The sequence below is a fragment of the Nostoc sp. FACHB-892 genome, from assembly GCF_014698795.1.
Lineage (GTDB): Bacteria > Cyanobacteriota > Cyanobacteriia > Cyanobacteriales > Nostocaceae > Nostoc.
Genome location: NZ_JACJTR010000001.1, coordinates 291,525 through 317,058 on the forward strand (window position 1 = coordinate 291,525; position 25,534 = coordinate 317,058).

General features: G+C 40.2%; 27 protein-coding genes and 1 pseudogene. 15 read left to right on the forward strand and 13 right to left on the reverse strand.

Translation table 11 applies throughout. The features are described from left to right. Positions 1–16 precede the first annotated feature (16 nt). Positions 17–928 (reverse strand): hypothetical protein, encoded by a 912-nt coding sequence (locus H6G96_RS01195; protein ID WP_190909544.1) that lies wholly within the window; start codon positions 926–928, stop codon positions 17–19. Positions 929–996: 68 nt separating this feature from the next. Continuing rightward, entirely contained in the window at positions 997–2,760 is a 1,764-nt protein-coding gene (locus H6G96_RS01200; protein ID WP_190909545.1) for a peroxidase family protein, read from the reverse strand. Between the two features lie 388 nt (positions 2,761–3,148). Here H6G96_RS01200 and H6G96_RS01205 point away from each other — a divergent pair, with 388 nt between their 5' ends. The 3 genes and pseudogenes from H6G96_RS01205 to H6G96_RS41045 form a co-directional block, all read left to right on the forward strand. Beyond that, positions 3,149–3,412, forward strand: a complete 264-nt coding sequence (locus H6G96_RS01205) for a hypothetical protein (protein WP_190909546.1) — start codon at positions 3,149–3,151, stop codon at positions 3,410–3,412. Positions 3,413–3,821: 409 nt separating this feature from the next. Then, a complete protein-coding gene (locus H6G96_RS01210; protein WP_277932888.1) occupies positions 3,822–4,091 on the forward strand; it encodes a transposase family protein in 270 nt (89 codons plus the stop codon). 74 nt (positions 4,092–4,165) lie between these two features. Then, positions 4,166–4,312: pseudogene (locus H6G96_RS41045) on the forward strand (ISAs1 family transposase); the annotation flags it as partial. A 377-nt stretch (positions 4,313–4,689) separates the two neighbouring features. On the opposite strand, the gene H6G96_RS01220 reads toward H6G96_RS41045, so the two are convergent. Continuing rightward, positions 4,690–4,899 (reverse strand): hypothetical protein, encoded by a 210-nt coding sequence (locus H6G96_RS01220; protein WP_094352741.1) that lies wholly within the window; start codon positions 4,897–4,899, stop codon positions 4,690–4,692. Between the two features lie 366 nt (positions 4,900–5,265). Between H6G96_RS01220 and H6G96_RS01225 the strand changes: the two genes are divergently transcribed. Continuing rightward, positions 5,266–6,315, forward strand: a complete 1,050-nt coding sequence (locus H6G96_RS01225; RefSeq protein ID WP_190909549.1) for an adenosine deaminase — start codon at positions 5,266–5,268, stop codon at positions 6,313–6,315. A gap of 438 nt (positions 6,316–6,753) precedes the next feature. Then, complete coding sequence (mutL, locus tag H6G96_RS01230) at positions 6,754–8,478, forward strand: DNA mismatch repair endonuclease MutL (RefSeq protein WP_190909550.1); 1,725 nt, start codon at positions 6,754–6,756, stop codon at positions 8,476–8,478. A 74-nt stretch (positions 8,479–8,552) separates the two neighbouring features. Here the strand turns inward: mutL and H6G96_RS01235 are convergent, their stop codons facing one another. Continuing rightward, positions 8,553–9,197 carry a PEP-CTERM sorting domain-containing protein gene (locus H6G96_RS01235; protein ID WP_190909551.1) on the reverse strand — a complete coding sequence of 215 codons (645 nt, stop codon included), beginning with the start codon at positions 9,195–9,197 and terminating at the stop codon, positions 8,553–8,555. A gap of 487 nt (positions 9,198–9,684) precedes the next feature. Next, a complete protein-coding gene (locus H6G96_RS01240; protein ID WP_190909552.1) occupies positions 9,685–10,236 on the reverse strand; it encodes a Uma2 family endonuclease in 552 nt (183 codons plus the stop codon). Between the two features lie 354 nt (positions 10,237–10,590). On the opposite strand from H6G96_RS01240, the gene H6G96_RS01245 reads away from it, so the two are divergent. Beyond that, complete coding sequence (locus H6G96_RS01245; RefSeq protein ID WP_190909962.1) at positions 10,591–10,863, forward strand: GlsB/YeaQ/YmgE family stress response membrane protein; 273 nt, start codon at positions 10,591–10,593, stop codon at positions 10,861–10,863. 175 nt (positions 10,864–11,038) lie between these two features. On the opposite strand, the gene H6G96_RS01250 is transcribed toward H6G96_RS01245, so the two are convergent. After that, the gene (locus tag H6G96_RS01250) at positions 11,039–11,221 is read right to left on the reverse strand and encodes a CsbD family protein (protein ID WP_100901031.1); all 183 of its coding nucleotides are present in this window, start codon (positions 11,219–11,221) and stop codon (positions 11,039–11,041) included. Positions 11,222–11,547: 326 nt separating this feature from the next. On the opposite strand from H6G96_RS01250, the gene H6G96_RS01255 reads away from it, so the two are divergent. Together H6G96_RS01255 and H6G96_RS01260 are read left to right on the forward strand one after the other, a co-directional pair. Further along, positions 11,548–12,435 (forward strand): TIGR02587 family membrane protein, encoded by an 888-nt coding sequence (locus H6G96_RS01255; RefSeq protein ID WP_190909553.1) that lies wholly within the window; start codon positions 11,548–11,550, stop codon positions 12,433–12,435. Further along, positions 12,432–12,827 carry a TIGR02588 family protein gene (locus tag H6G96_RS01260; protein ID WP_190909554.1) on the forward strand — a complete coding sequence of 132 codons (396 nt, stop codon included), beginning with the start codon at positions 12,432–12,434 and terminating at the stop codon, positions 12,825–12,827. The genes H6G96_RS01255 and H6G96_RS01260 overlap by 4 nt, the downstream gene beginning before the upstream one ends. A 439-nt stretch (positions 12,828–13,266) precedes the next feature. Here the strand turns inward: H6G96_RS01260 and H6G96_RS01265 are convergent, their stop codons facing one another. The 4 genes from H6G96_RS01265 to H6G96_RS01285 form a co-directional block, all read right to left on the reverse strand. Continuing rightward, positions 13,267–14,034 (reverse strand): ChaB family protein, encoded by a 768-nt coding sequence (locus H6G96_RS01265; RefSeq protein ID WP_190909555.1) that lies wholly within the window; start codon positions 14,032–14,034, stop codon positions 13,267–13,269. 157 nt (positions 14,035–14,191) lie between these two features. Beyond that, entirely contained in the window at positions 14,192–14,731 is a 540-nt protein-coding gene (locus H6G96_RS01270; RefSeq protein ID WP_190909556.1) for a Dps family protein, read from the reverse strand. A gap of 402 nt (positions 14,732–15,133) precedes the next feature. Beyond that, positions 15,134–15,484: a hypothetical protein gene (locus H6G96_RS01275; RefSeq protein WP_190909557.1), complete on the reverse strand. Its 351-nt coding sequence runs from the start codon at positions 15,482–15,484 to the stop codon at positions 15,134–15,136. A gap of 605 nt (positions 15,485–16,089) precedes the next feature. Then, complete coding sequence (locus H6G96_RS01285; RefSeq protein ID WP_190909559.1) at positions 16,090–17,190, reverse strand: glutamate--cysteine ligase; 1,101 nt, start codon at positions 17,188–17,190, stop codon at positions 16,090–16,092. A gap of 575 nt (positions 17,191–17,765) precedes the next feature. Between H6G96_RS01285 and H6G96_RS01290 the strand changes: the two genes are divergently transcribed. The 5 genes from H6G96_RS01290 (at position 17,766) to H6G96_RS01310 (ending at position 21,473) form a co-directional block, all read left to right on the forward strand. Continuing rightward, positions 17,766–18,446, forward strand: coding sequence for a Mo-dependent nitrogenase C-terminal domain-containing protein (locus H6G96_RS01290; RefSeq protein ID WP_190909560.1), 681 nt, complete (start codon positions 17,766–17,768; stop codon positions 18,444–18,446). A 67-nt stretch (positions 18,447–18,513) separates the two neighbouring features. Beyond that, positions 18,514–19,542: a GTPase ObgE gene (gene obgE, locus H6G96_RS01295; RefSeq protein WP_190909561.1), complete on the forward strand. Its 1,029-nt coding sequence runs from the start codon at positions 18,514–18,516 to the stop codon at positions 19,540–19,542. A gap of 240 nt (positions 19,543–19,782) precedes the next feature. Next, positions 19,783–20,388: a VWA domain-containing protein gene (locus tag H6G96_RS01300; RefSeq protein ID WP_190728515.1), complete on the forward strand. Its 606-nt coding sequence runs from the start codon at positions 19,783–19,785 to the stop codon at positions 20,386–20,388. A 56-nt stretch (positions 20,389–20,444) separates the two neighbouring features. Next, positions 20,445–21,050 (forward strand): VWA domain-containing protein, encoded by a 606-nt coding sequence (locus H6G96_RS01305; protein ID WP_190909562.1) that lies wholly within the window; start codon positions 20,445–20,447, stop codon positions 21,048–21,050. A 27-nt stretch (positions 21,051–21,077) separates the two neighbouring features. Next, positions 21,078–21,473 (forward strand): hypothetical protein, encoded by a 396-nt coding sequence (locus tag H6G96_RS01310; protein WP_190909563.1) that lies wholly within the window; start codon positions 21,078–21,080, stop codon positions 21,471–21,473. Positions 21,474–21,878: 405 nt separating this feature from the next. Here H6G96_RS01310 and H6G96_RS01315 read toward each other — a convergent pair whose 3' ends face one another. Both H6G96_RS01315 and H6G96_RS01320 read right to left on the reverse strand, forming a co-directional pair. Then, positions 21,879–22,226, reverse strand: a complete 348-nt coding sequence (locus H6G96_RS01315; protein WP_190728512.1) for a helix-turn-helix domain-containing protein — start codon at positions 22,224–22,226, stop codon at positions 21,879–21,881. A gap of 139 nt (positions 22,227–22,365) precedes the next feature. Further along, positions 22,366–23,109, reverse strand: coding sequence for a ferritin-like domain-containing protein (locus H6G96_RS01320; RefSeq protein WP_190909564.1), 744 nt, complete (start codon positions 23,107–23,109; stop codon positions 22,366–22,368). 186 nt (positions 23,110–23,295) lie between these two features. On the opposite strand from H6G96_RS01320, the gene H6G96_RS01325 reads away from it, so the two are divergent. Further along, positions 23,296–23,859, forward strand: a complete 564-nt coding sequence (locus H6G96_RS01325; protein WP_190909565.1) for a thermonuclease family protein — start codon at positions 23,296–23,298, stop codon at positions 23,857–23,859. 98 nt (positions 23,860–23,957) lie between these two features. Here H6G96_RS01325 and H6G96_RS01330 read toward each other — a convergent pair whose 3' ends face one another. Further along, positions 23,958–24,839 carry a sugar ABC transporter permease gene (locus tag H6G96_RS01330; protein ID WP_190909566.1) on the reverse strand — a complete coding sequence of 294 codons (882 nt, stop codon included), beginning with the start codon at positions 24,837–24,839 and terminating at the stop codon, positions 23,958–23,960. Between the two features lie 25 nt (positions 24,840–24,864). Between H6G96_RS01330 and purN the strand changes: the two genes are divergently transcribed. Next, on the forward strand, positions 24,865–25,533 hold the full coding sequence (purN, locus tag H6G96_RS01335; RefSeq protein ID WP_190909567.1) for a phosphoribosylglycinamide formyltransferase: 669 nt from the start codon (positions 24,865–24,867) through the stop codon (positions 25,531–25,533). Position 25,534: the final 1 nt, after the last annotated feature.

The following is a 25,534-nucleotide window of genomic DNA, read 5'->3' on the forward strand; positions in this document are numbered from 1 at the left end:
ATGCCCAATATTTTATCTACCGATTCCGAAATCGTTGATGTCTAAAAAATAGCTGACTATCACCATAAAATGAGGATACAAATTCCGACGTGGTTTCAATATGTCCGATGACCTTAGCATTTTGACGGTTATCACTTTTATCTGTAGCGTCTTCAGGACTGACGCCATAGACAGAATATAATGATGTTCCGGCTGGTATTGTAGCCAAGTCATTCCTAAAATCATGTGGCGGACTTTCAGGAAACTTGATATTTGGATTAGGAACAAGAAAAACCTGGGCGGGATAATAAGCTTTACTTTCTTTCTGCCCGTGTTGGTCAATCTCTCCCAAATTCTCTAAATAGAGTTTTGTCGGATATTTAGTAACTCGACTAAAGATTAAGTTGGTGACAATAGGCCCAAAGCTCTTAGCTACCGGAACGATATTTGATAATTCATTAGCGAAGAAATTATAGTTTTTATCTTGTCCGACTAAAGATACTAAAGCAGAGAAATTTTCCGATGCATTATCATCCACAAATAACTTGATGGCAAGACCTGGAGCAAATCCGCGATCGCTTGGCTCTCCAGTGACAGATAACCGTAAAAGTCCGTAGTTTGCTCCCTTAAACAAACCAGAAAAAGAAGTATTAATCGTTGGGACAAACTTTATTTTAGCAACACTACCGTGGGCATGAATTGCTTTTTTCCAGTTACTAGGTGCTTCATCTAATTGACGATCCATCTTAGTTTTCAAAGCAGTCAAAAACAAACTTACGATATCAATTTTCCTTAGAGGAGGAAGTTGATCATATTTAGACTTAATAATTCTAGAGTTCCACAAAAAATCTTGTTTTTGAGCAGCTTTCCAGGACTGATAATCTTCAGGCAATGAACCCAAATCTTGAGCATTATGCCAAAATTTCCGAATTTCTTCTAAATGTTGCATTTTATTACTCCTTTGCATATATCAAGTAGTCAGAATTATGAATTTATAATTCTGACTACTTAGGTCTTTTAACCCACCTTTGTCCAAGGTGCAAAGCCATTGCTGACACCAAAGAAAGCAGGTGCCAGTTCGGGGTGATGACGACGCAGGATTGTTAAGAAGGTGTTATTATCAATCCAATCCAATCCAAATTGAGTGTAAACTTCGGCAGTGTAGTCTTTGGTAAAGAAGCGATCGCTTTTCAGTCTTCGAGATGCCATCAGAATAAATACACGAAAAGCAGTATCACTAAAACCAAAACCGTCTGGAAGATCCTCTGCAAATAAACCGACCATCAAATCTACGCTGTCAATATCGTTGTTATAGACTTCGCGTAATTCTTTAGCCCATTGTTTATTACTGGTAATTTCTTCAAAAGATTTAACTTTACCCCGACCCAATAACTCACGAAAACGGTTATAACGAGGAACGCCTCGTTCCCTATCCCGTAAAATATCAACAGCAGCCAAATCAAATGCTGGCGAGTCGTCTCCCAAAAGCTCTCCCGTCAGTTGTCGCAAAAAGCGGGGATAATTATGCAATCTGACAGCTCCAGGATAAGAAGTTCCAAAAGAGTAAAATAAATCTTTCATGGAAATTTCTTCTAAAATTCCACGAGTATTCTTACCAGCCACTTCTGGAAATTGTTTTTTCTGTAATAATTTCCCATTACTAACTGCATGGAACTCGAATTCATCTGGAATCAAAGGATGCATCCGATATACAGATACGAATTCTTGGGTGAGGTAATAAGGAGCAGTATGGTGGTCGGTTGGTGAGCCAACAATTCCACTCAACAATTCGCTCTCGCCAACGCGACCCCAACGCTTTTTAAAATCTTCTCCGAGTAATCCCCACCAGTTGGAATTCAAGGCAATTTCTGTAACAGGATGTGGAAGAATAGCAGGAGTCCATTCGACAGTATGAATTTTAGCTGTCAAAGCTGCGTTGATCAGTCGAGCGTGGTCGAAGAGTTCGTTATCTGTCCACTCAGGGTATATTTTCTTTAAATGGTCGCAGATAGTATTGTGTTCTTTAACAAATAGGGTGTGCAACATACTCAGTCCTACCCACCAAGCACCTGCAAAGCCTACCTTGTCAATGCCATTTTCTGGGTGAGTTGGTAATAAGCCGTCTTCGCCAATCACCATTTTTCCATCAACATGAGAGCGCAGTTTATCAATGGTTTCTTGATTACTGCCATAAATTTGTGAAGCATCCCACCAGTGAGTCACTTCGTTAATAAAAGTAGGAGGGTTTTTAGTATCTCCAGTCCGGGTTGTGTCTTCTAAAGTTTTGTTGACCGACATAGCTCCGTGTTCTGGCAACCACGGATCATCCTGCTCTACAGGAATTTCAAATTTGTTATTGCGCTGATTACTGCCATGACTGAACCAATCATGTGTTTGAAATTGAATCCATGAGGCCGCAAGTAGATTCAAGATTGTGGCAGGTTGAAATTCATCTCGTGCCAATAACACTCGGCTGACAGTGCGGGGATTTGGAGTTAGTAAGTTTTTTTCATCAAATTTGGCATCTTGCAGCGGCACATTGCGCCCAAGCCGAGTTCCAGCCATGCCCATTTCTGGATGCTCAAGGTCATTGTAGCTGCCATCTGCGGTACGAACCTTCAAATGGCGGCCATCCGCACTGGGAACGGGCTTAGGCAGCTTGTCGGTATTCGATAGTTGCGATGTATCGTGGAGATTGTTCTGCCGTAGCTTTCTACGAAATTGAACTAATTTTAAAAGTCCAAAGGGAGTCGGCAATTTATGCCACGGAATTCCAAACATTATTTTCATCTCCTGGCAAAGATTTCAAATTTCGTCAACCTTAGATATTAAGGTTATTTGATGTGAAAGATTTTTTTGAGTATGCCTAGAACAAAATAACAAAAGGATTGAATTTCAACCATATTTTTCAGACTTACTTTATAAAGTAAATCTTAAGTTTTTAGGGGAAGATTAACATAGTGTCATACCTAGCCCTAAAAACTGTGTTACGGCGTAAAAATTTGTAAATTAGTCAAAACATTACACCTTTAATTCTGCCTAAACAACGACAGTTATTAGCGACTATCGAAGTTCTAAACTAAAGAAGCCTTTAGGATTTGCACATTGAAGCCTGAAACCCCGACTCTACGGACTACCAAAAATGGAGGGTGAAATTTAAAACCTTATTTTGAAAGGCGTTGAGGCATCTGAGTATGAAGATTCTGCCCTTATTTCAGAATTTTCAGAAGTCGCCATTTATCCTGCCTTCGATCACCTGAATTTAATATTTAATTTATTAATGGTCTCTAAAATCTATGAGTTTGATAATAAAATCAGTGCAAAATTACAAGCAGCAAAAACTTGCAGCAAGTATAGCAATCTTTTAAATTTTGGATCTATCTTGCTTTTGATTTACCTCATAAACATAGATGATCCCCAGCAATATGGATAATTGAATGATGCAACATAATTTTTATTTTATCAACTGAATTTTAGTAACTTAACATCTGAGGTTAAGAGATGTTTTGTAACCGATTGTGAAGTAATAAATTGATATTTTCTGAGTAATTTAAATCTAAAAAATAAATGCTAGTCATTTTCATTAAAGATCACGATTTTCAGATCGCTGATAGAACGAACCTAAAACAATACATAGGCGTAGGGCGTGTTTTCAAAGTTTTAGATGCCCCCAACTCCTGTTAAAAAGCAGGGTGGTTTCATACAAACAGAGAAAAATAATAATGATTTATAGGGGGTAATGAAACATTTACAACAGGCGAAGTATGAATCTGATCGAGCAGTTGCAACAAGTTCCAGACTATCGGCATATCCGAGGAGGAAGACACGAACTATAGTTAGTTTTGTTACTGACATTACTAGGAGCAATGACGGGGTATTGGGGTTATCGACCACTAGAGGACTTTACTAACGTACATCGGCAAAGCTTGATTCAAATGTTAGAACTGACACCTGATATGAAGTTTCCTTCATACTCGACATTCCGACGGGTACTAAAAACCATCAATTTTCAGCCATTAACAGACTTATTTAATACTTGGGCATTGGCGCTCGCCTCACCAAAACCAGAGGAAGATTGGCAGTTGATGCTAAGAGCATTCGTTGCACACTGACAGATTATAGTCAGTCATATCAGAACTTTATCTCGGTTGTGTCAGTATTTAGTCACCAACGTGGTGTTGTTGTCCAGAATCTCGAAGCTCAACAATTGCTTGCTGATACTCAAGGACACTGGGGAATTGAAAATCGACTACACTGGGTCAAAGATGTTACTTTTTCCGAAGATTTTCCACTGCGTCGTGGTGGCAATGCTCCTGTTAATTGGGCAATTTTGCACAGCTTTTTCATTACGATACGATCGCCAGATTTTTTGGTTTCCGAACTATTCTTCAAGCACAACGTGCCTTATCCAACCAACTCCAAAAGGTTTTTTCTCTGTTTGTATGAAACCACCCTGCTTTTTAACAGGAGTTGGGGGGATCTAAGACTTTGAAAACACGCCCTAGCCCCTAAAAAAGCTTTATCAACAAGGTACAGCAGAATCACTGCCAGAGGCGATCGCTCTCGTGCCCGTGGTCTAATAGAACTACTAACCAAAGCTAAAATCGACATCAAAAAGGGTATTGACCCAACACTTTTAAAATAACTATATCCAGCTTGAGGCTGGACAATAGCTAAAGATATTTTTGAAATTGAATGTTTACTTGATTTTTAACTTACCAAATCAACTAAGGCGTTGCTCTGAAAGCGGACTATAGATGAAACTGAGCAACCGCGATAATTCTCAGATGTGAATACTGATAGTGTGATATTAGCTTGACCGGGATCTAAAATGCGTTTTACCTTGCAGGTTTGCATTTTGTTGTTGCAGTAAGCAATAATGCGATCGCCAGCTTTGACTTCCAACGCTTGAATTTTCAATTAATACCAACCTTGCAAGGAATTTGCTTCGTTAAAGGAAAAATATATTGTTATATTCCACTTTTTTAACAATAGCAATGTTTATTTAAGTATAGCATAAAAATTAAAGTTTTTAATCGTATCAATTTCATCTTGATAATGTCAAGTTTATTTATGCTCAAAACGCTATATAAATTCTGGATTTTCAGAAAATAAGGATAAAATCCCGACATTGGTGCAGCCTCTAGCCCGTAAGCCCCATCTGAAAAATCCAGATGGTGGGAAACCTCCGCTCCAATTTCTTTAGAGCTAATTTTTTTCGAGTCTAGATTTTTTCCTTCTATGTTTTTGTTACAATCGATGAAATTTTTACATAAAAATACCACTATGGCTTTATATGCTGAATTACATAGACATCTGGGCGGCTCGGTCGTACCAAGAGTTCTATGGCGATATTTCGAGCGACATTCTTCGGAGTTGATTTCCCGCTTTGATGACTATTCACAATTTGAAGATTTTTACACCCGTCCACGCAACACCCTGGATGAGTATCTAGAATTACACACCTTGGTAGAAAGTGTGCAAACTGTTGAGACTTTACCTTACTTTATCTATCGCTTGGTGCGGGGTGCTTACATTTTTGAAAATTTGGCTTATCTGGAACTGCGCTATACTCCTTATTTGCGGACACCTGAGCATCTAAATCAATCACAGAGAATTGACAAGATGGCAGAAATTGTACAAGTAGTAGGGCTTGCCAGCCACCAGCCAGAATATCCGATTGTTACTAGTCAAATTCTCTGTATGCACACGCGCCTACCTTATGAGGTGAACAAGGCGATTGTTGATTTGGCGGCGCAAAATAAGCAGTATGTCTGTGCAGTAGATGTAGCGGGGGGTGATAGCTATTATGCCGATCGCTTAGAAGAATGGATTAGCTTATATGATTATGCGCGATCGCAGGGCGTTAAGACCACCGGACATCTATATGAAACCACTGCTGGCTGTTACCCTGAACTGCTACCATATCTCATGCGAATCGGTCATGGTATCCAAATTCCCCTACTATATCCAGAGTTACTTAATGATGTAGCTAAACGCGGACAGTGTTTAGAGGTTTGCCCCACAACTTACCTGAAAACTGGTACTTTGCAGGATATCCGTCAACTCAAATTAGTTTTTGACCGTTGTTTTGATGCTGGGGTAGATATCGCTATTTGTACCGATAATGCTGGGTTGCACAATGTGCGTCTGCCATTTGAGTATGAAAATCTTTTGACTTACAACATTATCAATTTTGAACAACTACAAGCTTGTCAGGATGCAGCTTTCCGTCATGCTTTTGCTTGGCCTTACAGTCAACGTCCCGCATCCCTGCTGAACGGTTTACTGAAACCTGAACCACCTAAAGTTCTGACAATAAGCGATAGTAATTAACCACTATATAGAGGTAAGCAGAAAGTAAGATAATTCAATGTTAATTAATGTTGCAATCAGTTAGTTTTGATGATGCCGTAGAGAAAGCTGTAATGCACAGTAGATATGTTGCAAAAGTCAATTTTTTAGGTATTAAACCACAGATGCACATACGTTGATATCAACCTAACAATACTTCCCTTCTTCTCCATCCATATAAGTTACATTTTGTCAAAACAAATTAGATGCGTTTCTTCTGGGCAGCAAACGAGGTGCAATTGGAGCGGTTTTGTTACTACGCCGACACCATCGCTGCACGAAGATGTAGCACTGATTTGTGGTCGCCATAAATGCTACCATGTCAGCGAGAAAAATTTCTTGTAAATTTGTTTCCTCATCTGGCTCAACTTCCTCAGTCCCCCTACTTACCTTGCACCCAGAAGCTATAAACTATAATTTATGGCATCTACTATTCAAGCTCTACCAACAGAAGTCGTATATCTCATTACATCTGGTGAGGTAATCGACTGTTTCGCTTCCGTGGTGCGGGAATTGGTAGAAAATTCCCTAGACGCAGGTGCAACGCGCATTGTAATTTCTATATGGCCACAGCAATGGCGAATTCGTGTGGCAGATAATGGTTGTGGAATGAACCTAGATGATTTGCAACAAGCAGCCACAGCCCACAGCACGAGTAAAATTCGCTCTAGTGCCGATTTATGGAAAATTAACAGTTTGGGGTTTCGCGGTGAAGCGTTACACAGCTTAACAACTCTAGCAGATTTAGAAATTTTGAGTCGTCCTGTGGATGGAAAATTAGGATGGCGGATTAGCTATGGCAATGGCGGGGAAGTTGTGCAAGTTGAAGTAACTGCGATCGCACCTGGTACAGTGGTGACAGTTTCTCATCTTTTCGGTAATTGCTTATCTCGTCGTCAAGGATTGCCCACAGTCGCACAGCAAATGAAAGCTGTGCAAGCCACAATTCAGCAAATTGCTTTATGTCATCCCCGCGTCACCTGGCAAGTTTGCCAAAATGACCGTCAATGGTTTACCATCTCTCCAGCTGCGACAACTGGGCAGCTGCTACCGCAGATTTTACCCCAGGTGCGACAAGGTGATTTGCAAGAAATAAAACTCGAAATACCCAACCCACTAAACTCAGAACTCCTAACTCCTAACTCCCCACTCCCCACTCCCCACTCCCTACTCCCCACTCCCCACTCAGCACTTAATTTAGTGGTAGGATTACCCGATCGCTGCCATCGTCATCGTCCAGATTGGGTGCGTGTAGCCATTAACGGACGGATGGTTAAGACACCGGAATTAGAGCAAACAATATTATCAGCATTTCACAGAACATTACCACGCGATCGCTATCCAATTTGTTTCTTACATCTTGCCATTTCCCCTGATCAAATTAACTGGAATCGCAATCCAGCAAAAACAGAAATTTATCTCAACGAAATCATTTATTGGCAAGAGCAAATTACCCAAGCAATTAACCAAGCACTCAGCATCTCTTCTAACAATCTTAAAGAAGCTGTTCACACAACACGAGTTAGTAAACTACTCAAAGTTGCAGAAGCAAAAGGCGGCTACAATTTCAATCCTCAAAATCCTAACGAAAATCCCAAAACTCCTAACTCCTTAAAAGCTGTTGCTCAAGTTAGCAATACCTATATTGTGGCCGAACATTCAGGTGGTATGTGGTTAGTAGAACAGCACATTGCCCACGAGCGAGTTTTGTATGAGCAATTGTGTGATGATTGGCAACTTATTCCCGTCGAACCGCCAATTATTCTTTATCAATTATCGCCAGCGCAAGTATCGCAACTGCAACGCATCGGTTTAGAAATAGACCCCTTTGGCGAACAACTTTGGGCAGTGCGAAACATACCTGCACCTTTGCAACAGCGAGACGACTGTGCAGAAGCAATTTTAGAACTTAGTTGGGGAGGCGATTTACAAACAGCCCAAGTAGCCGTCGCCTGTCGCAGTGCCATTCGCAATGGTACACCTATGAATCAGCAAGAAATGCAGACACTTTTAGATAATTGGCAACGCACTCGCAACCCTCGCACCTGTCCCCACGGACGACCAATTTATTTATCTTTAGAAGAATCAGCTTTAGCCCGATTTTTTCGGCGTAATTGGGTAATTGGTAAAAGTCATGGAATTTGATGTTTTCGGTGAGACATCTTTAATCTAATTTCTGTCGGAAGTCTCTTAACGAATCTGATTAATATACTTTACTTCTACACAGTAGAAGATCGGCGGTGTCGGCGCAGCATCAAACAGCCTCCAATTAGACCTATCCCGACTAGCATTGCGTCAGTTTTCGGTTCCGGAACTGCTTGGGATACCAGAAACGAGCCACTTAATGTTGCCGGCGATATTATAGGTGCAGTTAGCCCAGTTGGATCTGGATTAGATGTAATAGTCTGGAATACATCCAAGGTGCCAGTAGCACCTCTAAATCTACCTTCACCACCAGTGATACTGATTGTACCAAAACCACTCTCAAGTGAAGCAGTACCTCTATTAGTTCCAAACAGTTTATCATTTCCCTGACCAGACAAAGTAAGAGTCCCAAATGGTACGTTTTGTAAACCAAACGTTGCTGGATCGGAATTGTATGTAACTACACCAGTATTAGGATCAACCTGACTATAGTTCCTGATTATCAGATCAGTTAAACCATATGGTGCATCAAGAGTTTCGCCGATGACAGTTGTATCTAAAACCAACGGTATGTTTGTTTCTTTATTGGTAATTTCTGAGTTGTAGGTAGCTTGAAATGGATAACTGGTTTGTGCGATCGCCTTTGTGGTGCTAGACCCAAAACCGATTAATGTTAAAGCTACACCGAACAACCATACAGTATATAAACTTTTAATCATTTGCCCTCCGGCTTTAAGGACTAAATAGTTACTTTGACTAGCCATTCAATAATCATAAATCTACAGGAATCAACGGATATTAATTTAATAATTCATAAATTTTTACATACAAGTAAGTGTTTATAAAAAAAGTAAAAGCAGACTGATAATCTAGTTTGGGATTTATTATGAAGAGTGTTCTGCAATCAAATCTGATAGAGATGTCGCCTTAGCGTACAACTACGCACAGAGAAATTAATTTGTTGTTAGGCTCAAGTCTAGTTATAAAATTAGATGTGTTTGACCTAGAGAGGAACAAACTTGGACAAAAAGGGAGAGGTTTGTCTAACTCACATTAAATTAAAATTTTTTATTGGATTATAGCGGTTCCCATTCAGATGCGGTATAAGATTATATTGCAAGGTGTAGGGGCATGGTCAGTGCCGTGCCCTTACGGATGTACCTCATGTAAACGAGAACCGCTATATAAGTTTTTATTTAAATTACCTTAACTGTTAATAATCTGTTCCACCGCAACAGAAATATCTGGAAATGCTAGCGGTTGAATTGTTCCCGCAATGAATGTCAATTTTGTCGCATACTCTCCGTCTAAAATTTCTCTAAACACTACTAAGTGTAGCTTTTTGAGATTTACAACCCAATACTCTAAAATATTTGCTTCTGCGTAGATTTTACTTTTTGTCTCTAAATCTTTTTCTAAACTTGAGTTAGCATACTCAATCAACCAGAAAATATTTTCTGGATAAGGATGATGCTCTCGATACTCGCGTCCTAAACGTTGGACAATGGCAATATCTGGTTCTGGTTCCGAGTTGTTAGGTAAGGTGATAGGCTTGGCTTGGCGAATTTTGGCGCGTTCAGCCAATAACTTTGCTAGATACTCACCAGCTTCATCGCTACAATAAGCATGGGGTTCCCCTTCCGGCGACATTTCGACGATTTCTCCTTTAAGTAGTTCAACTTTGCGATCGCTCAAAATGCCAGCATCAATCATGCGGTGATATTCGTCAATCGTCCACTTAGCAACAATAACAGTCATGACGATTGATTCCTCCCAATGATTATTGATATTTTCCTATCTTAAATGCACTTCAAGAGAAGCCGCTAGTGCGGTTGTATCCGTGTAGCCAAGACTTGCAAGCTATTGATCACAAAGGTGCAATCATAATTGGCATACGCCTTTAAATTACACAATAACTTATGAGGTTCGTTGACTGCTGACTGTTGACTGTTGACTGTTAACAGTTAGCACTCAGCACAAAAAAATGTGCAAGTTAGATAGGCGACAGCTTATTAATTTTATTTAAGTTTATTACTTATATCTTTGGGTAGAAGGAAAACACTATTGTAATTTCTAAGCTAGTTATTAAGTTTTTTAATAGATGACATTATGCTGAACATTATTGCTTGGATCATTCTAGGTTTAATTGCTGGAGCGATCGCAAAAGCTATTTATCCCGGTCGTCAGGGTGGTGGAATTGTTTCAACGATGGTTTTAGGTATTATAGGTGCTGTGATTGGGGGGGTTTTAGTTACTCTTTTTGAGACAGGAAGATTTCAATTAACTGCTGCAACCCTGAGTATTCCTGGTGTAATTATTGCCATCATTGGGGCGATAATTGCTATCTTTATCTGGAACTTATTAGCTAATCGTGCCAGTTCTTAGGTGAATCAAATTGCTAGGAAAATCATGGTAACAACCAGTTTGTTAGTAATTACCCTTTCAAATTTTACGCTAATAACAGAAAAACTCCACTTTCTAAAAGTTAGTGGAGTAATTAATTTTAGACTATCAGTAATAAATCATCATTAGTATTGCTATTTGCAATGCAAAAACTAAATTAGTCTAAAGCTTTCTTAAGTTCGTCTTTAATGTTTTCTACGGTGTGAGTAGCTTGGGCTTGGGCTTGCTTTGTTTGTCCTTCAGCTTTATCTTGTGGATTACCCGTTATTTCACCCACAACCTCTTGAATTTTCCCTTCAATATTTTTTGCAGTAGCTTCTACTCTTTTTTCAGCGCTCATGGTTTTATTTCCAGCTTATACTTGATTAAGCTATTACATAAACTAACAATAGCGTATTATTTTTGACTTCCATCAACAGATAGAATAATTTGGTAAATTATATTATCTTAAGATATGTATGAGGTGCTACCAGGGTAAGCACAACCTAAAAAATATGAGTATATAGCAATCCTATCTGATTTGTGAAAATTCGCAGTGTCGAGATCCCTGATTTCTTTGAGAAGTCGGGGATCTAACTTTTCAGGAAGGATTTAGGACTGCAATATGCATTTTCATGGAGAATTAGTATAAGTCAAAGCAATTTTCAACAAAAGGGAAGTAAAGGAGTGGCAAGAAAACATCAAAAAAATGTATGGAGGAGTGAAATTAATGACATTATTCGGGGCGCTTGTGGAGGATTTTTATTTGGTATACCCTTACTGTACACAATGGAGGTTTGGTGGATTGGATCGTTGGCAAAACCACAACTGATGATGATAGCGATCGCATTCATGTTTATTGTAGTTTACTTACTCAATCAAATAGAAGGCTTTCGGAAACGCAGATATACCGGGCGAACTCATCAAGCGGCAATCGATACCGTAGAAGCGATCGCGATCGGATTAGCTTGCTCTGCTTTCATGCTGCTACTGTTGCGAGAATTGACACCAGAAACTTCCCTAAAGGAATCTTTAGGTAAAATCATCTTTGAAAGTGTACCCTTCGCTCTCGGTGTAGCATTAGCTAACCAGCTTTTGGGAGATAATGGCAACAGCAATGCAGAAGGACAAGCAAACGATCCGGTAAACAGTACAACCAAGAACAAAAATGTTGAGTTACACGCCACCTTTGCCGATATAAGTGGAACCCTGATTGGTGCAACCATAATTGCATTTAACATTGCTCCGACAGATGAAATTCCCATGCTTGCGGCCGCAGCCTCGCCACCTTGGCAGTTGGCAATGATCGCTACATCTTTGCTAATTTCTTATGGCATTGTATTTCAGGCAGGCTTTTCTGACCAACAAAAGCGAAGACAGCAAAAAGGACTTTTCCAAAGACCATCGAGCGAAACCATTATGTCCTACTTAGTATCACTGCTAGCAACCGCTTTTATGCTGTGGTTCTTTCAAAAGTTAACTTTTAGTGACCCTTGGACAATGTGGTTAGATCACACCTTGATGCTGGGTTTACCTGCAACTATTGGCGGTGCAGCCGGAAGGTTAGCAATATGAATAAAACAGAACAACCACCACGCTCAATAGCTGAGTGGGTAACATTCAGCATCGCCTTACTTATCTTAGCAATCATTGTGAGTCTGGTAGGCTACACTTGGCTGAACGAAAAGAATCAACCTCCCATCCTTTCTGTCACTAAAAAACAAACAATTCGGGAAGTTGATGGTCAATTTTATGTTCCCTTTGAAGTCGAGAATGATGGAGGAGACACAGCCGAGTCAGTTCAAATTATGGCTGAGTTACTAATTAACGGCAAAGTTACAGAAACAGGAGAGCAACAGATCGACTTTTTATCTAGTGGTGAAAGTGAAGAAGGTGCATTTATATTCACCCAGAACCCGCGTCAAGGTCAGTTAAATCTGCGTGTTAGTAGCTATAAATTGCCCTAATGAAGATTTTAAAACGTAGATATAGTGATTCTTATACCATTTCACTTTCATGACGATACAAATACGTTGGTAGGGGCATGGCAATGCCATGCCCTCACGAGAAATCTATATGTATCAGGATTTTCGTGAATTGGTATTACGGGTAGGGACACGGCAATGCCGTGTCCCTATAAGTATCTGTATTGATCTGTGGTTAATTAATTTTTCTGTACCTTACCTATGCAGGAACCGCTATAAACGCGGACTAACACAAATGTTTTTAAGACGGGCATCTCACCCGCCCTTAAGTAAAGCCTAGTACTGCAAGGCAGAAGTCAAAATTCAAAAATATTATGGAATAAGCTGTTTAGGACTTTTCAATGGTCTGCTTATTTCCGCCGTCTTGTACTAGTAGGATTATCCAGCTTCTAAAATTGGATAATCTATTTTTTGAAAATCTTTAAGCTTTGACTTTAGCTTTTGACCAAACGCCGTTTTCATCTTCATCATATTGCTGATGAACAGACTCCCAAGCGGCTTGTTCAGCAGTGAACTCGTCATTTTTCTCATTGAGTACAGTGTTATAGCGCTCAATGAATGTGCGTTGAGCTTCATCGGAAAGATGAGCGCGAACTTCAGGAGACAAATCTTGTGGGCTGTTGCACTGTCCAGGACAAGGACGAGCAAAGGTTTTTTCAATTGTGTGAATTTCTTCGCCACCAGTGCTTTCGAGCAACAATTGAAATTCGCCAGTGCGATCGCTCGGAACTTCTGCCATCACTAAAAATTCACCAGCTTGTAAGCGGGTTTGGTAGATAGCAGCTTTCTCTTCTGGCATCCCCAAGGTAGTTAGAACCGATACTAGACCAGCACCTGCACTACCTGCGATCGCTCCACTAGCAGCCCCCAACAGCACTGCACCAATAGGCCCGGCTGCCACGATTGGGCCAACAAAGGGAATAAACAGTACGCCTACACCCGTGAGCAAGCTGAGAAAGGAACCAAACAAGGAACCAAAAACTGCTCCTGTTCTCAAACCTCCCAGAATCACATCCTTCTTACTAATAAAGCCAGCGATTCTGGTTTCGGACTGGAAATTTCTACCCATGACCGAAATATGATCTCTAGGTACACCCCTGTCTAATAAACGTCGAATCACATCATCAATTTGCTTCTGATCTTTAAATACACTAGAGATAGTCCGTTCTGCTTTATATACTTCTGGCACTTAAAAACTCCTTGTTTCGTTTGTATTATGTTATTTTTGCAATCAGCTGAATAGGTAGATGCAGATAGATAAATTCTTTCACGCCATTTAGAAGGAAGAATCAATCCTCCTTCTAATCGGTTTCACAAACAACCACCCTCTATTCAGACGTTATGAGCTATACACCTACAGGAGTCTTAGCCCCTTCTGTTGGCTGTCTACCATCTGGACCCAATGCCTCGCCTTCAATAAATGAACGCAACATCCAAGCCATTTCCTCATGCTGTTCCATCAATCCAGTCAAAAAGTCAGCAGTTCCTTGATCGTGGAACTGATCACCAGACTGATCCACATGATCTCTTAAGTTACGAATAACCTGCTCGTGATCATTCACTAGATTAGATACCATCCCCGTTGCTGTGGGGACATTACCAGCATGTTCTTTGAGGCTAGCAATCTTGAGAAATCCTTCCATTGACCCAACTGGGTAACCGCCCAAAGCACGAACCCGTTCTGCCAAAGCATCAATATTTAGAGTCAGCGTTTGGTAGTGTTCTTCCCAAAGCTGGTGCAAAGAGCGGAACTGAGGCCCAACGACATCCCAGTGATACTTTTTGGTTTTCACCAACAGTAGATAGGCATCTGCCAAATCTTGGTTTAACAGATTAATTACACCTTGACGCTGTTCTTCAGTCAAACCAATGTTTATCGAACGCATTGTTTTCCATCCCTAAGCAAACTTATTCACTAATTTCTCAAATTTCAGACAGATTCCACATCAACCAAAGGTAACATTGTCGGCTGAAATTAATTACTGCATTCCTTCCTATTTCTATGCCTTAATAGGTAGTATTAAGCCAATATTCTAGCAGTTAGCGAACTTCATTTATTTTTTTGGCTACCATTTTTAGCTACAATAATAAGATATTCTAAATATAATTATTAATTTAAAAAATATATTTAATTAAAACTATGCAAACCCAGTTTCACTATAGATGCTCAAAGTGAATATATTTTTATAATTAAATTGTAATTGCCAGGTTAACAGTACTAATTAGTAATGGGTGATTGCTTTTAGGCAATCACCCATTATTACAAAAAATTTGCCAGAACTATTAATTTAGTTCTTACCTGTAACCTTCTCCAACACATTCTTTATATTTTCTTCCACTGAGGTTGAACTCTGGGAATTTTCTGGACGCTTCTGCTTGTCAATATCAGCAGCTCCCTGAACTTCATTAAGTCCTTCGTTAGTTTCCTTTTGAGTCTTTCTCAATCCTATTGGTGGTGCTTTACCGGCTTCATCAGTTTTGGCTTGAATGTCAAGCAGTTGTGTAGTAGCTTCGGTAGGGTCACTTTGGTAACTATCGATCGCAAAAGCAGGAAAAGCACTAGATAATAATAGTAAGGCGCAAGTAAAAGCCACAACTAGGAAGCGTACTGGACTTAAGACAGAAGCAATAATTTTCATTTGAAATCCTCGATAACAGCTTTAACAACGCAGAACTTTCACTCAAATAGCGGCAGATCGCATTTTACTTAGTAAAGAGCAATAATAAAAATAGCCAGCTACCCTTCAATCTGAAAGTTCTTTCTAAGCGAACCTGACGAAGAAATTGTCTTAGGATTTCTGCATTAAACTAGTTAAGGGATAATAAGCAAATACCACCTTAATTCTTTAGCAAAATCATTACGTTTTTATATCGACAATCTTCTTTCAAGGTTCCCTGTTTCTACTTGTACTTTGAAAATGCTAACGCATGCATCAATCTCTAGAATGAAATTTACTATATCTTTAGTTATAATAAAATCAGTCTCCAGGTATATCGACTTAATAAATATAGTTTGGTTTCTGCAACCAATTTGGTAGAAATTGACCTTTTGAGACAAGGAGAGCCAATGCCTGTTATAAAATGTGAAGCAATCAGCACAGGTGTAGCCCACATATGCATTATATTCCGCTTACAAGTGAGGTTTTGTAAAAATTGCCACTGCCCTTGACGCAACTTTTACCAAGTGCAGACAACCTGAATAACTTTTTAAACATCCCTTAAGAGTCCTCATTGCCAATTTATTTTAAGCTTGATAAGTCTGTCTTATTACTTCTTCTATGGAACTTAGGCGATGGAACATTTCTATTAATTCATGGGATCTTGTTTTTCGCTTCGTCAGCATTACTTTTAAAGGTGTTAAATAATTAACATCTGGGTCATCTCCTAAAGCAATTTCGGCTGCTTGCAAAACTTTTGTCGCATTACCAAAAATATCCTCATTGTCAAACCCTTCTTTTGCAGAAACTTGGTGTAACATTGCATCGGGTACAGTTGCTCTACCCAGCAAAGTTTCATCTAACACCAAACCTTTCAATAATGTTAGCAAAGCTGCATAGATAGAAAAGTCATCACAGCTATCACAAGCTTTAAATTCAATGCGTCCCACTTCCGCCGGAATGCGGGCAATTTTTGTTAAGGAAGGTGTGCTATCAATCAATTGTTCTTGTTTTTGAACAAAAACTAGGGCAGCTGGTCTTTTCCCTGTTCTCACAAATGTCCTTACTGATAACCCATCCCATAAACCTCCTTTATAAAAAGGGGAACTATAACTAAAAGGTACGATATAAGGACTGTAAAAAGTTAACTTTTTACCTATATCAATCACACGTTCAATAGAAAAATCTGCCACTGAAATATTTAAATCCGGGCCATAAGTAAGCATGGGAATGTGGGCAGTTTGTTTTTCAGGGGAAGCTTGTCTTCGTATTATTTCATAATCATTTAATGAAGGTTGAGGCTCAAAAATAGTGTTGTAAGGATTAAAACTGGTTAAACTCGGTGAGAAACCGAAGTCAGCAGCAACCTCGCGTAGCAGGCGAAAACTTTCTGATAATTCGGTAATAACAGTTTCGATATTAGAGTGTATAGTTGTTCTAATTTCGATGCCTTTGGGTAGACAATCAATCGGTTTGTCAGAATCTGTAAATCTTTCAAATCCCTCAATATACCATCTCTTCTCTTTGATACCAGCGTCCCCAACGCGCAGTTGAGGATAATCGCTAAGGTATGTAGGTAGTCTTTCAATAATTTGATTGAAATCAGCAAATTTGGTGTGGGAAAAATCAGCAAACTTTCCTTCTTTATTTAGAAAAGCGACTTCATGCTCAATGCCAAATAAAAACATTATGTATACCTTAATTGTGTAGATGCGTAACCAGTTGTGGACGATAATTACTTATAACAGCTTATCTGAGAAGATTTTGCAGTAGTAAATTAATCAAATTAGTAATCGATGCCTAGGGCAACCCGTACCCCTACAGGGAAGCAAGCTACGCGTAGCGCCTCCTACAGGAGAAGCGGGAATGCTGCAATCATCTCAGATGATTTAGGATCTACTATAAAAATTTGGATATACTCTGCCTGAAACTCACAAACTTTAGCCTAGAGTGAATTGGTAGTGTTTCTTGAATGATGCTGAGGTGAACTTTGGTTTTATTCATAAATATCTCCACAATCAAGATTAAATATTCTTTTTCAGCATAAGTAGAAAAAATTCTCAAGACTACTCTTAGATGGATTTTACCCCAAGACCGACTATTGCGATTTGAAAACTTCTCTGGTTTATTTCTTAAGGCAGCGATACCTACGACTGACTACGCCTAAGCACTTTCTTGATTATTCTGTATTGCCCCCACTATCTTCATAGTCGCTGGGTAGGGTAGCTTAGTAGTGACTGAGGAAAGCTTGAGACGTGAGTTTATGACAAGTACCGTTCAATCCCCCTACAGCAACGAACAGATTGCCGCTTGGTTGCGTGGGCTGCTCACCATTGCTTGGGCAGATGGTAATTTTGATGCCCAAGAACAAGAATTAATTGCCAGCATCACCAAAAATGAATTAGCTCCTAAGATTAAATGGGATTCACTAGAGGTAATTACGCCAGAAGAATTAGCCGCAGTCTTGGGTAAAGGTACGCCAGCTGCGGAAAATTTTTTAAGGACAGCAGTGATGGTAGCGATCGCAGATGGTACTTACTCTCCCAGCGAAGATCAGGTTCTGCATCAGTTCTGCCAAGTCTTAGGACAGCCAGAGGATTTACTAGAAGCCCTTCGCCACACCCTAGAACATCCACAGCAAGTTACCACCTCTACTATTCCCAGCCCTGCACTTACAAAACGTCAAATTGATGCACTACATCCCCTACGAGACTGGCTGGATGGGCTAGATATCCAAGACCCAAGAGTAGCCCGCTTTTTGTGTAAAATGATTCCTTCCCAGTGTCCCTTTGAGCGGGATGTCACCCTATTTGGGCGCAAAATTGTCCACATACCGCCGATGTGTAAAATTAACCCCTTGTATGAGCAACTAGTGGGCTTACGTTTCCGCGCTCTCTCTTATCTGGCAGATAAATGCGGTGAAGATGTTTCACCATATATTTAGTTAAAGTGGAGAGTGAGGAGCTATAATTTTTAACTCCTAACTCCTCACTTCTCACTATTACTTAAATATGCAATTTATCGACCAAGCAAAAATTGAAGTTGAAGCTGGTAAGGGCGGCGATGGTATTGTCGCCTTCCGGCGAGAGAAATATGTGCCGACTGGTGGCCCTTCTGGTGGTAATGGGGGAAGAGGCGGTTCGGTATTTTTCGTTGCCGATGAAAACCTACAAACCTTGTTGGACTTCAGATATAACCATCGATTTCAGGCAGAAAAAGGGACTCGTGGCGGGCCAAATAACTGCACTGGAGCAGCAGGAAAGGATTTAATTATCGAAGTTCCCTGTGGTACAACCATTTATGATGCTGAAACTGGCGAAGTGCTGGGGGATTTAATTGAGCCAAAGCAGACTTTGTTGATTGCTCAAGGTGGTAAAGGCGGACTAGGAAATCAGCATTTCTTGAGTAACCGTAACCGCGCTCCAGAATACGCCCTCCCAGGATTACCAGGGGAAATAAAGCAGCTGCGCCTGGAGTTAAAACTTTTGGCAGAAGTTGGAATTATTGGTTTACCAAATGCTGGTAAATCTACTTTAATTTCATCTTTATCAGCTGCACGTCCCAAAATCGCAGACTACCCTTTCACTACCTTGATCCCGAATTTGGGTGTAGTGCGGAAACCTACTGGTGATGGTACTGTTTTCGCTGACATTCCCGGACTAATTGAGGGCGCGGCTCATGGAGCTGGGCTAGGACATGACTTTCTGCGCCATATCGAGCGTACGCGAGTGCTACTTCACTTGATTGATGCCACTAGTGATGATGTGGTTAGAGACTACAACACAATTAAAGAAGAATTAAAAGCTTATGGACGGGGTTTAGCAGAACGCCCGCAAATTTTAGCGCTGAACAAAATTGATGCAGTTGATCGGGAAACTGTCGATTTGGAGGCGTTAGCCACTCAACTTAATCATCTCTCCTATGCGCCAGTTTTTGTGATTTCAGCAGTTACCCGCACCGGGTTAGAGCCGATGTTACAGGAAATTTGGAAAATTCTCGACCAAATGAAGGTTCCTGAAGAAGTGGAGGTATTTAGCTAACGAAATAATTATGAATTATGTTGACCTTTAGTGGTAAAGAAGGGGTCAAATAGTTGTTTTTTTGTTCTCTGCGGGAAGAAAGAGGGTAGGCGATGCCTGCGGCGGGCTACGCCAACGCATTCATCATTTGTGGCGTAGTTTTTTTGACTAATAGAATTGATACGAAACCTTAAAAGGCTTGCTGTATCGTCAAATTCGTAGACTAGACTAGAATCACAGGGTAACAATCATAGGAATATTATGATGAGCGATCGCGACTACACATTAATCATTGACAAAAGTGGTAGTATGTCCACACCTGACCAAGTGGGTGGTAGAAGTAGATGGGAAATTGCTCAAGAGTCTACTCTCGCTTTGGCAAGAAAGGCCGAACAGTTTGACCCCGATGGCATCACTGTTTATGTGTTTTCTGGTAGATTTAAACGCTACGATGATGTCACCTCAGCCAAAGTCGCACAGATATTTCTCGAAAATGACCCTGCTGGGACAACAAACTTAGCAAGTGTACTTCAAGATGCGCTTAATAACTACTTTCAACGCAAAGCTGCTGGTAAAACCAAGCCAAACGGAGAGACGATTTTAGTCATCACCGACGGTGAACCAGACGATCGCAAAGCTGTGTTTGAAGTAATTATTCATGCGACTCGCCAGATGGAACGTGATGAAGAACTAGCAATTTCAATCATTCAAGTAGGTTCAGATGCCCAAGCAACTAAGTTCCTGAAAGCTTTGGATGACCAGTTGCAAAGTGTCGGCGCTAAATTTGATATTTGCGACACAGTTACTTTAGACGACTTAGAAGAAATGAGCCTTGTAGATGTATTAACAAACGCAATAACTGACTAATGCATCTATCAGCCCAAAGTCTAATAAATATTGGCTCTTAAACGGAGAAATGAATAATGCTAGAAAATCGTGACTATACCTTGATTATTGACAAAAGCGGCAGCATGGCAACCCAAGATCAAAAAGGTGGTAGAAGTAGATGGTTTGCAGCACAGGAATCTACTTTAGCTTTAGCTAGTAAGTGTGAGCAATTTGATCCAGATGGCATTACTATTTATTTATTCTCTGGTAAATTTAAGCGATACGAAAATGTGACATCCAGTATAGTAGGACAAATTTTCAGAGAAAATGATCCCTCTGGTACAACTGATTTGGCAAGTGTGTTAAAACACGCAACTGATGATTACTTACAACGCAAAGCTGCTGGTCAAACAAAGCCAAATGGTGAAACAATTTTAGTGGTTACTGATGGTGAACCAGACGATCGCAAAGCAGTCATGAAGGTAATTATTGAAGCTTCTCGCCGTATCGATAGAGATGAAGAATTAGCTATTTCTTTCATTCAAGTCGGCACAGATCCACAAGCTACCCGCTTTCTCAAAGTCTTAGACGATGAACTTCAAAGTGCTGGTGCTAAGTTTGATATCTGTGACACCATTACTATGGAAGATATGGAAGATTTGAGTCTATCGGAAGTGCTACTGAATGCCATTAATGACTAGCTAGACCATTTATTAGGAATTACAAAAATGGATTCCATTGATAAGCTGTTAGCTGAACTCCAAACCGAATATAAAGAAGTAAAACCACAACAGCAACAGTCAAAATCAGCCACAGCCAAATCGTTTATTCCATTATCGCCAAAGTCTGCGTCTTTGATGGATAATCTTTTGGCAGAAGTTAAGGCTAATTTTGAAGAAGAGGATGCTGCTATTGAGTTAAAAAGACAGCAAGAATTAGAACAGGAACGAATTCGACAAGAACAACTCAAAGCCAAACAATTAGAGGTTTTAAAAGTACAGGCAAAAGAATGGTTAGCCAAAGTAGATCCACTTTCGTCTGAAGGGCTTTGGTTTGAAAGGTTTGCTGAAAGTTACTCTTCAAAATTAGAGGCGGCGATTGAATATTTAAAAAATAATGATTAATAAATAAGGAATAAAATCAAAATAAAAACGCATTTTTATTTTGCTATAAAACCGGATAAAATCTGCACAAACAATCTTTAAACCAAGTGTATTGATTTGGATGCAAGAAAGACTCATCTTGCTTTACCACCCAAGCATTCTTTTTTATCAGATGCATCTGAGGCTTAAAATTAATGCGCGATCGCTTAATTAACAATCGCCAGCAACCAGACTTAGTTAACAGTAAATATGCAAAACTGGGCTAATTCCTATACCAACAGGCACAGTTAAAAAATATTCCGATTATAAATACTTCTGAAAAAACACTTCAAGAAGTTGTAGATATGATCCAAAATCAAGTCTTAACAAGTTTAGTAGAGTCAAGATAATCCTATTGCAAAAGGGAGTAGTACAATCCAACTATAATTAATGTTGATGGTGATTTGTTATAGCTAAATGTTGCACAGCCCATTCATGCATAGCATAAAGAATTGGTTGTAAAGTTTCTCCTAAAGGTGTCAGGGAATATTCTACCTTGGGCGGAATTTGAGGATAAACTTCTCGATGAATAATGCCATCTTCCTCCATTTCTCTAAGTTGCTGAGTCAGCATCTTTTGCGTAACTCCAGGTAAAGCCCGTTGCAGCTCACCAAAACGTTTAACGCCAGTCATTAATTCCCTAATAATCAAAACTTTCCAGCGTCCGCCAATCACCTTTAGGGTAGTTTCTACTTCACAAGTCAGTCTGAGATTATTTTCTGCTTCAGCTTTCATAGTTAGTTTTTAACATTAGATACTCAAGGATATCTATAATTCAATACACTTGGGATAGTGATATTTTGCCCCGGAAGATACCCCCAACCCCCCTTTTTAAGGGAGGCTTAATCTTTCCTTTTTCAGGCTTGCTCTATAATTACGTAGCTACCAACTCAGAATCGATTTCTGAGGGCGCACTATCTTGGACTAGCGATCGCGTTTCACCATTACGCTGGAGAATACCGCCAACCATTGCCAACAAGGCGTTTACCTTGCGGGTTCGCCACATATCTACAAGTTTTTGCACTTCAGTCGCAGACATCCGTCGCATCATTGCTTCGTAGAGATAAGCAGCATGTCCAGTTTCATCCTGGGCAATACAAAGCATTCCTAACTTCAAGTTACGAGCGGTTGACTCGTTATCAGGTAATGCTTTCGCCATTCGCGCAAAGTCTTTACTAGCATCTAACTCAAGAATGTATGTGCTAGCCATAAACACATCCCAGTCAATGACGGCCGGTTTTAGCTGTTCTTGGGTATAGCCTTCAAAGAATGCTGCGAAAAACGGACTACGCTGTTGCGATTTTTTTGTAGATGTAGTTTGGGGTTGAGCCTTGAAATCTATAACTTGTTTATTCAACTGTTGTAAGGCGTGGGCAAAAATTTTACCATGCCTAGTTTCATCTGATGCATGTTTTGCTAGTTTTTCGGCTAGCCATGTATCACCTTCGGCTGCGGCGCGATCGCTAAGTGCAGATAAAAACGGCACAGAACCAGATTCGGCCAACTGAAACCCCGCAAGGATGTTAGGGCGGGTTTTAGAATCACGAATTTGAGCAGCAGAGTAATAGGCAAAAGCACCTGAACCAGCTAGATGCAGAACGTGAGTCAAGAAGTTCATCAAAAATTCCCGCCGACAATTGGAAGGTTACAATTCTTATACTAATCCGCATTTTCTATAGTGTGCCGCCAGAGGCTCTTACCATTTGGAATTGCCTGTGGCAGTATGTCGAAGCTTAACAAATATATCTTTGCATTTTGCTAGTATCATCCCACATAGGTAATGCGGTAATGCAGGTAACTTTGGATGGAGAGATTAATTAAACCAGTGCGATTTTGGCTTTGTGCAACTATCCTAATTTTAGGTTTGATTGGCTGCGACCGTATCGGTACTTCTGGAGAACCAGTTGAGCGAGTCAGTGATGGCGATACTTTAGTAGTAAAAGATGCTAATGGCAAAAATCTTACAGTCCGCTTTGCCTGTGTAGATGCGCCAGAGATAGCTCATACTAACAAAGAAAAACAGAGTAAACGCACTAGCGATCGCAATCAATTTAATTGGGGTGTGAAAGCTCAAGAACGGGTGCAAGAACTGGTGCAACAAGCAGGCGATCGCGTGACTTTGAATATTACCGATAGCGATCGCTATGGACGCAAAATTGCTGAAGTTCGTTTAAAAAATGGCACATTTGTACAACAGGTATTGTTGCAAGAAGGATTGGCAAAAGTCTATCGTCCTTATTTAAACAAGTGTCCTAGCAAAGACTTAGTTCAACAAGCCGAAGCTAAAGCCAAGGAACAACGCCTTGGTATTTGGAGCGATACTAAATTTATTAATCCTTGGGAATACCGGAGCTTATATAAGAAGTAAAACTTGTAAACTCGGTGTTGCATATTTGCCTAAGCAATGATTCAGCAACTTCCAAAATTCCCCCCTCCTCCCCCTGCCTCCCCTGCCCCCCGCCTCTCCTACTCCTCTCCCCAAGTTTGCAGTTGAAAATAAACTAATACCAGCGTCACTGCTAGCAACACCGTTGCTGCTGCTGCTGCATAACCAAAATCAAATTGAGCAAAAGCCTCTTGGTAAATATAGTAAACCAGCAAGTTAGTTGAATTTAGTGGGCCACCACCAGTGATCACATAAACTTGCTCAAAACTCCGCAATGTAAAAATCGCGGTAGTGATGATTGCAAATATCATAGTAGGGCGCAATCCGGGCAAAGTAACATACCAAAATTGTTGCCAAGCATTTGCTCCATCTAAATCTGCTGCTTCATAACGGCTGGGAGGAATTGCTTGCAACCCTGCTAAAAAAACCACCATATTGAAACCTAATTGTTTCCAAATACTCATTAAAATAAGTACTGGCATTGCCCAAAATGTGTTTCCTAGCCAGGGTATGTCTGGAATGCTAAAAAAAGCTAAAAGTTCGTTAACTGGCCCTGATGTTTGAAACAGCCAGCGAAATCCCAAACCGGCTGCCACAAGTGAGATAATTGAAGGCAGAAAATAAGCACTTCGCAGCATTCCTCGCAAGGGAATAGAGCGGTTTAATAGCACTGCTAGTCCCAAGGAAATAACTAAACTGGGAATGATGGTGGCAACCGTAAAATAAAAGGTGTTACCCAGAACTTGCCAGAAATCATGGTTGGCTAACAAGCGCCAGTAGTTTTTTAAACCTATCCAATAAGTACCTTTTAGAGTAAAGCTACCAGCAGTGAAACTGAGGTAAAACAAATAGGCGATCGGCCAAATTATAAAAACGCTTAGTAAAATTAATGCTGGTGTGAGAAAAACCCAGGCAGCTACTGTATCATTATCCAACCACGATTTAGTATATTTTTTTGGCATCTATAATTTTTCCTCTTAGCTGTTTATGACCCTCCGCCCTGATTCTACCCCTAGCTTGGTTTCTCCCAGTATTAGCGATTGTCAACTAGTCGCCCCTTTAAAACTGGGAATTATGGCTTCTGGGAATGGCAGCAATTTTGATGTAGTTGCCCAAGCTATCCAAGATGGGCAGCTAAATGCCCAAATTCAAGTTTTAATTTACAATAACCCCTCGGCTAAAGCAGCCGTCAGAGCAGCCGATAGAGGTGTAGAAGCTGTTTTATTGAATCACCGCAACTATAAAAGTCGAGAAGAGTTTGATGAGGAAATTGTGCAGACATTGCAGCACTACGATGTGGAATGGGTAATTTTGGCAGGTTGGATGCGATTGTTAACATCAGTTTTCATGGATGCCTTTCCTGATAAAATTATTAATATCCATCCTAGTTTGTTACCTAGTTTCAAGGGAATCCATGCTGTTGAACAAGCCTTAGCATCAGGCGTAAAAATCACTGGTTGTACAGCGCATATAGCTTGTTTAGAAATGGACAGTGGCCCAATATTGATGCAAGCCGCAGTACCAGTATTGCCGGATGATACACCAGAAACACTCCATGCCCGGATTCAAATTCAGGAACATCGAATTTTACCATTAGCGATCGCTCTAGCAGCTTCTTCGTCAAAAACTATACTAAAGCCAATACACTTGGGTTAAA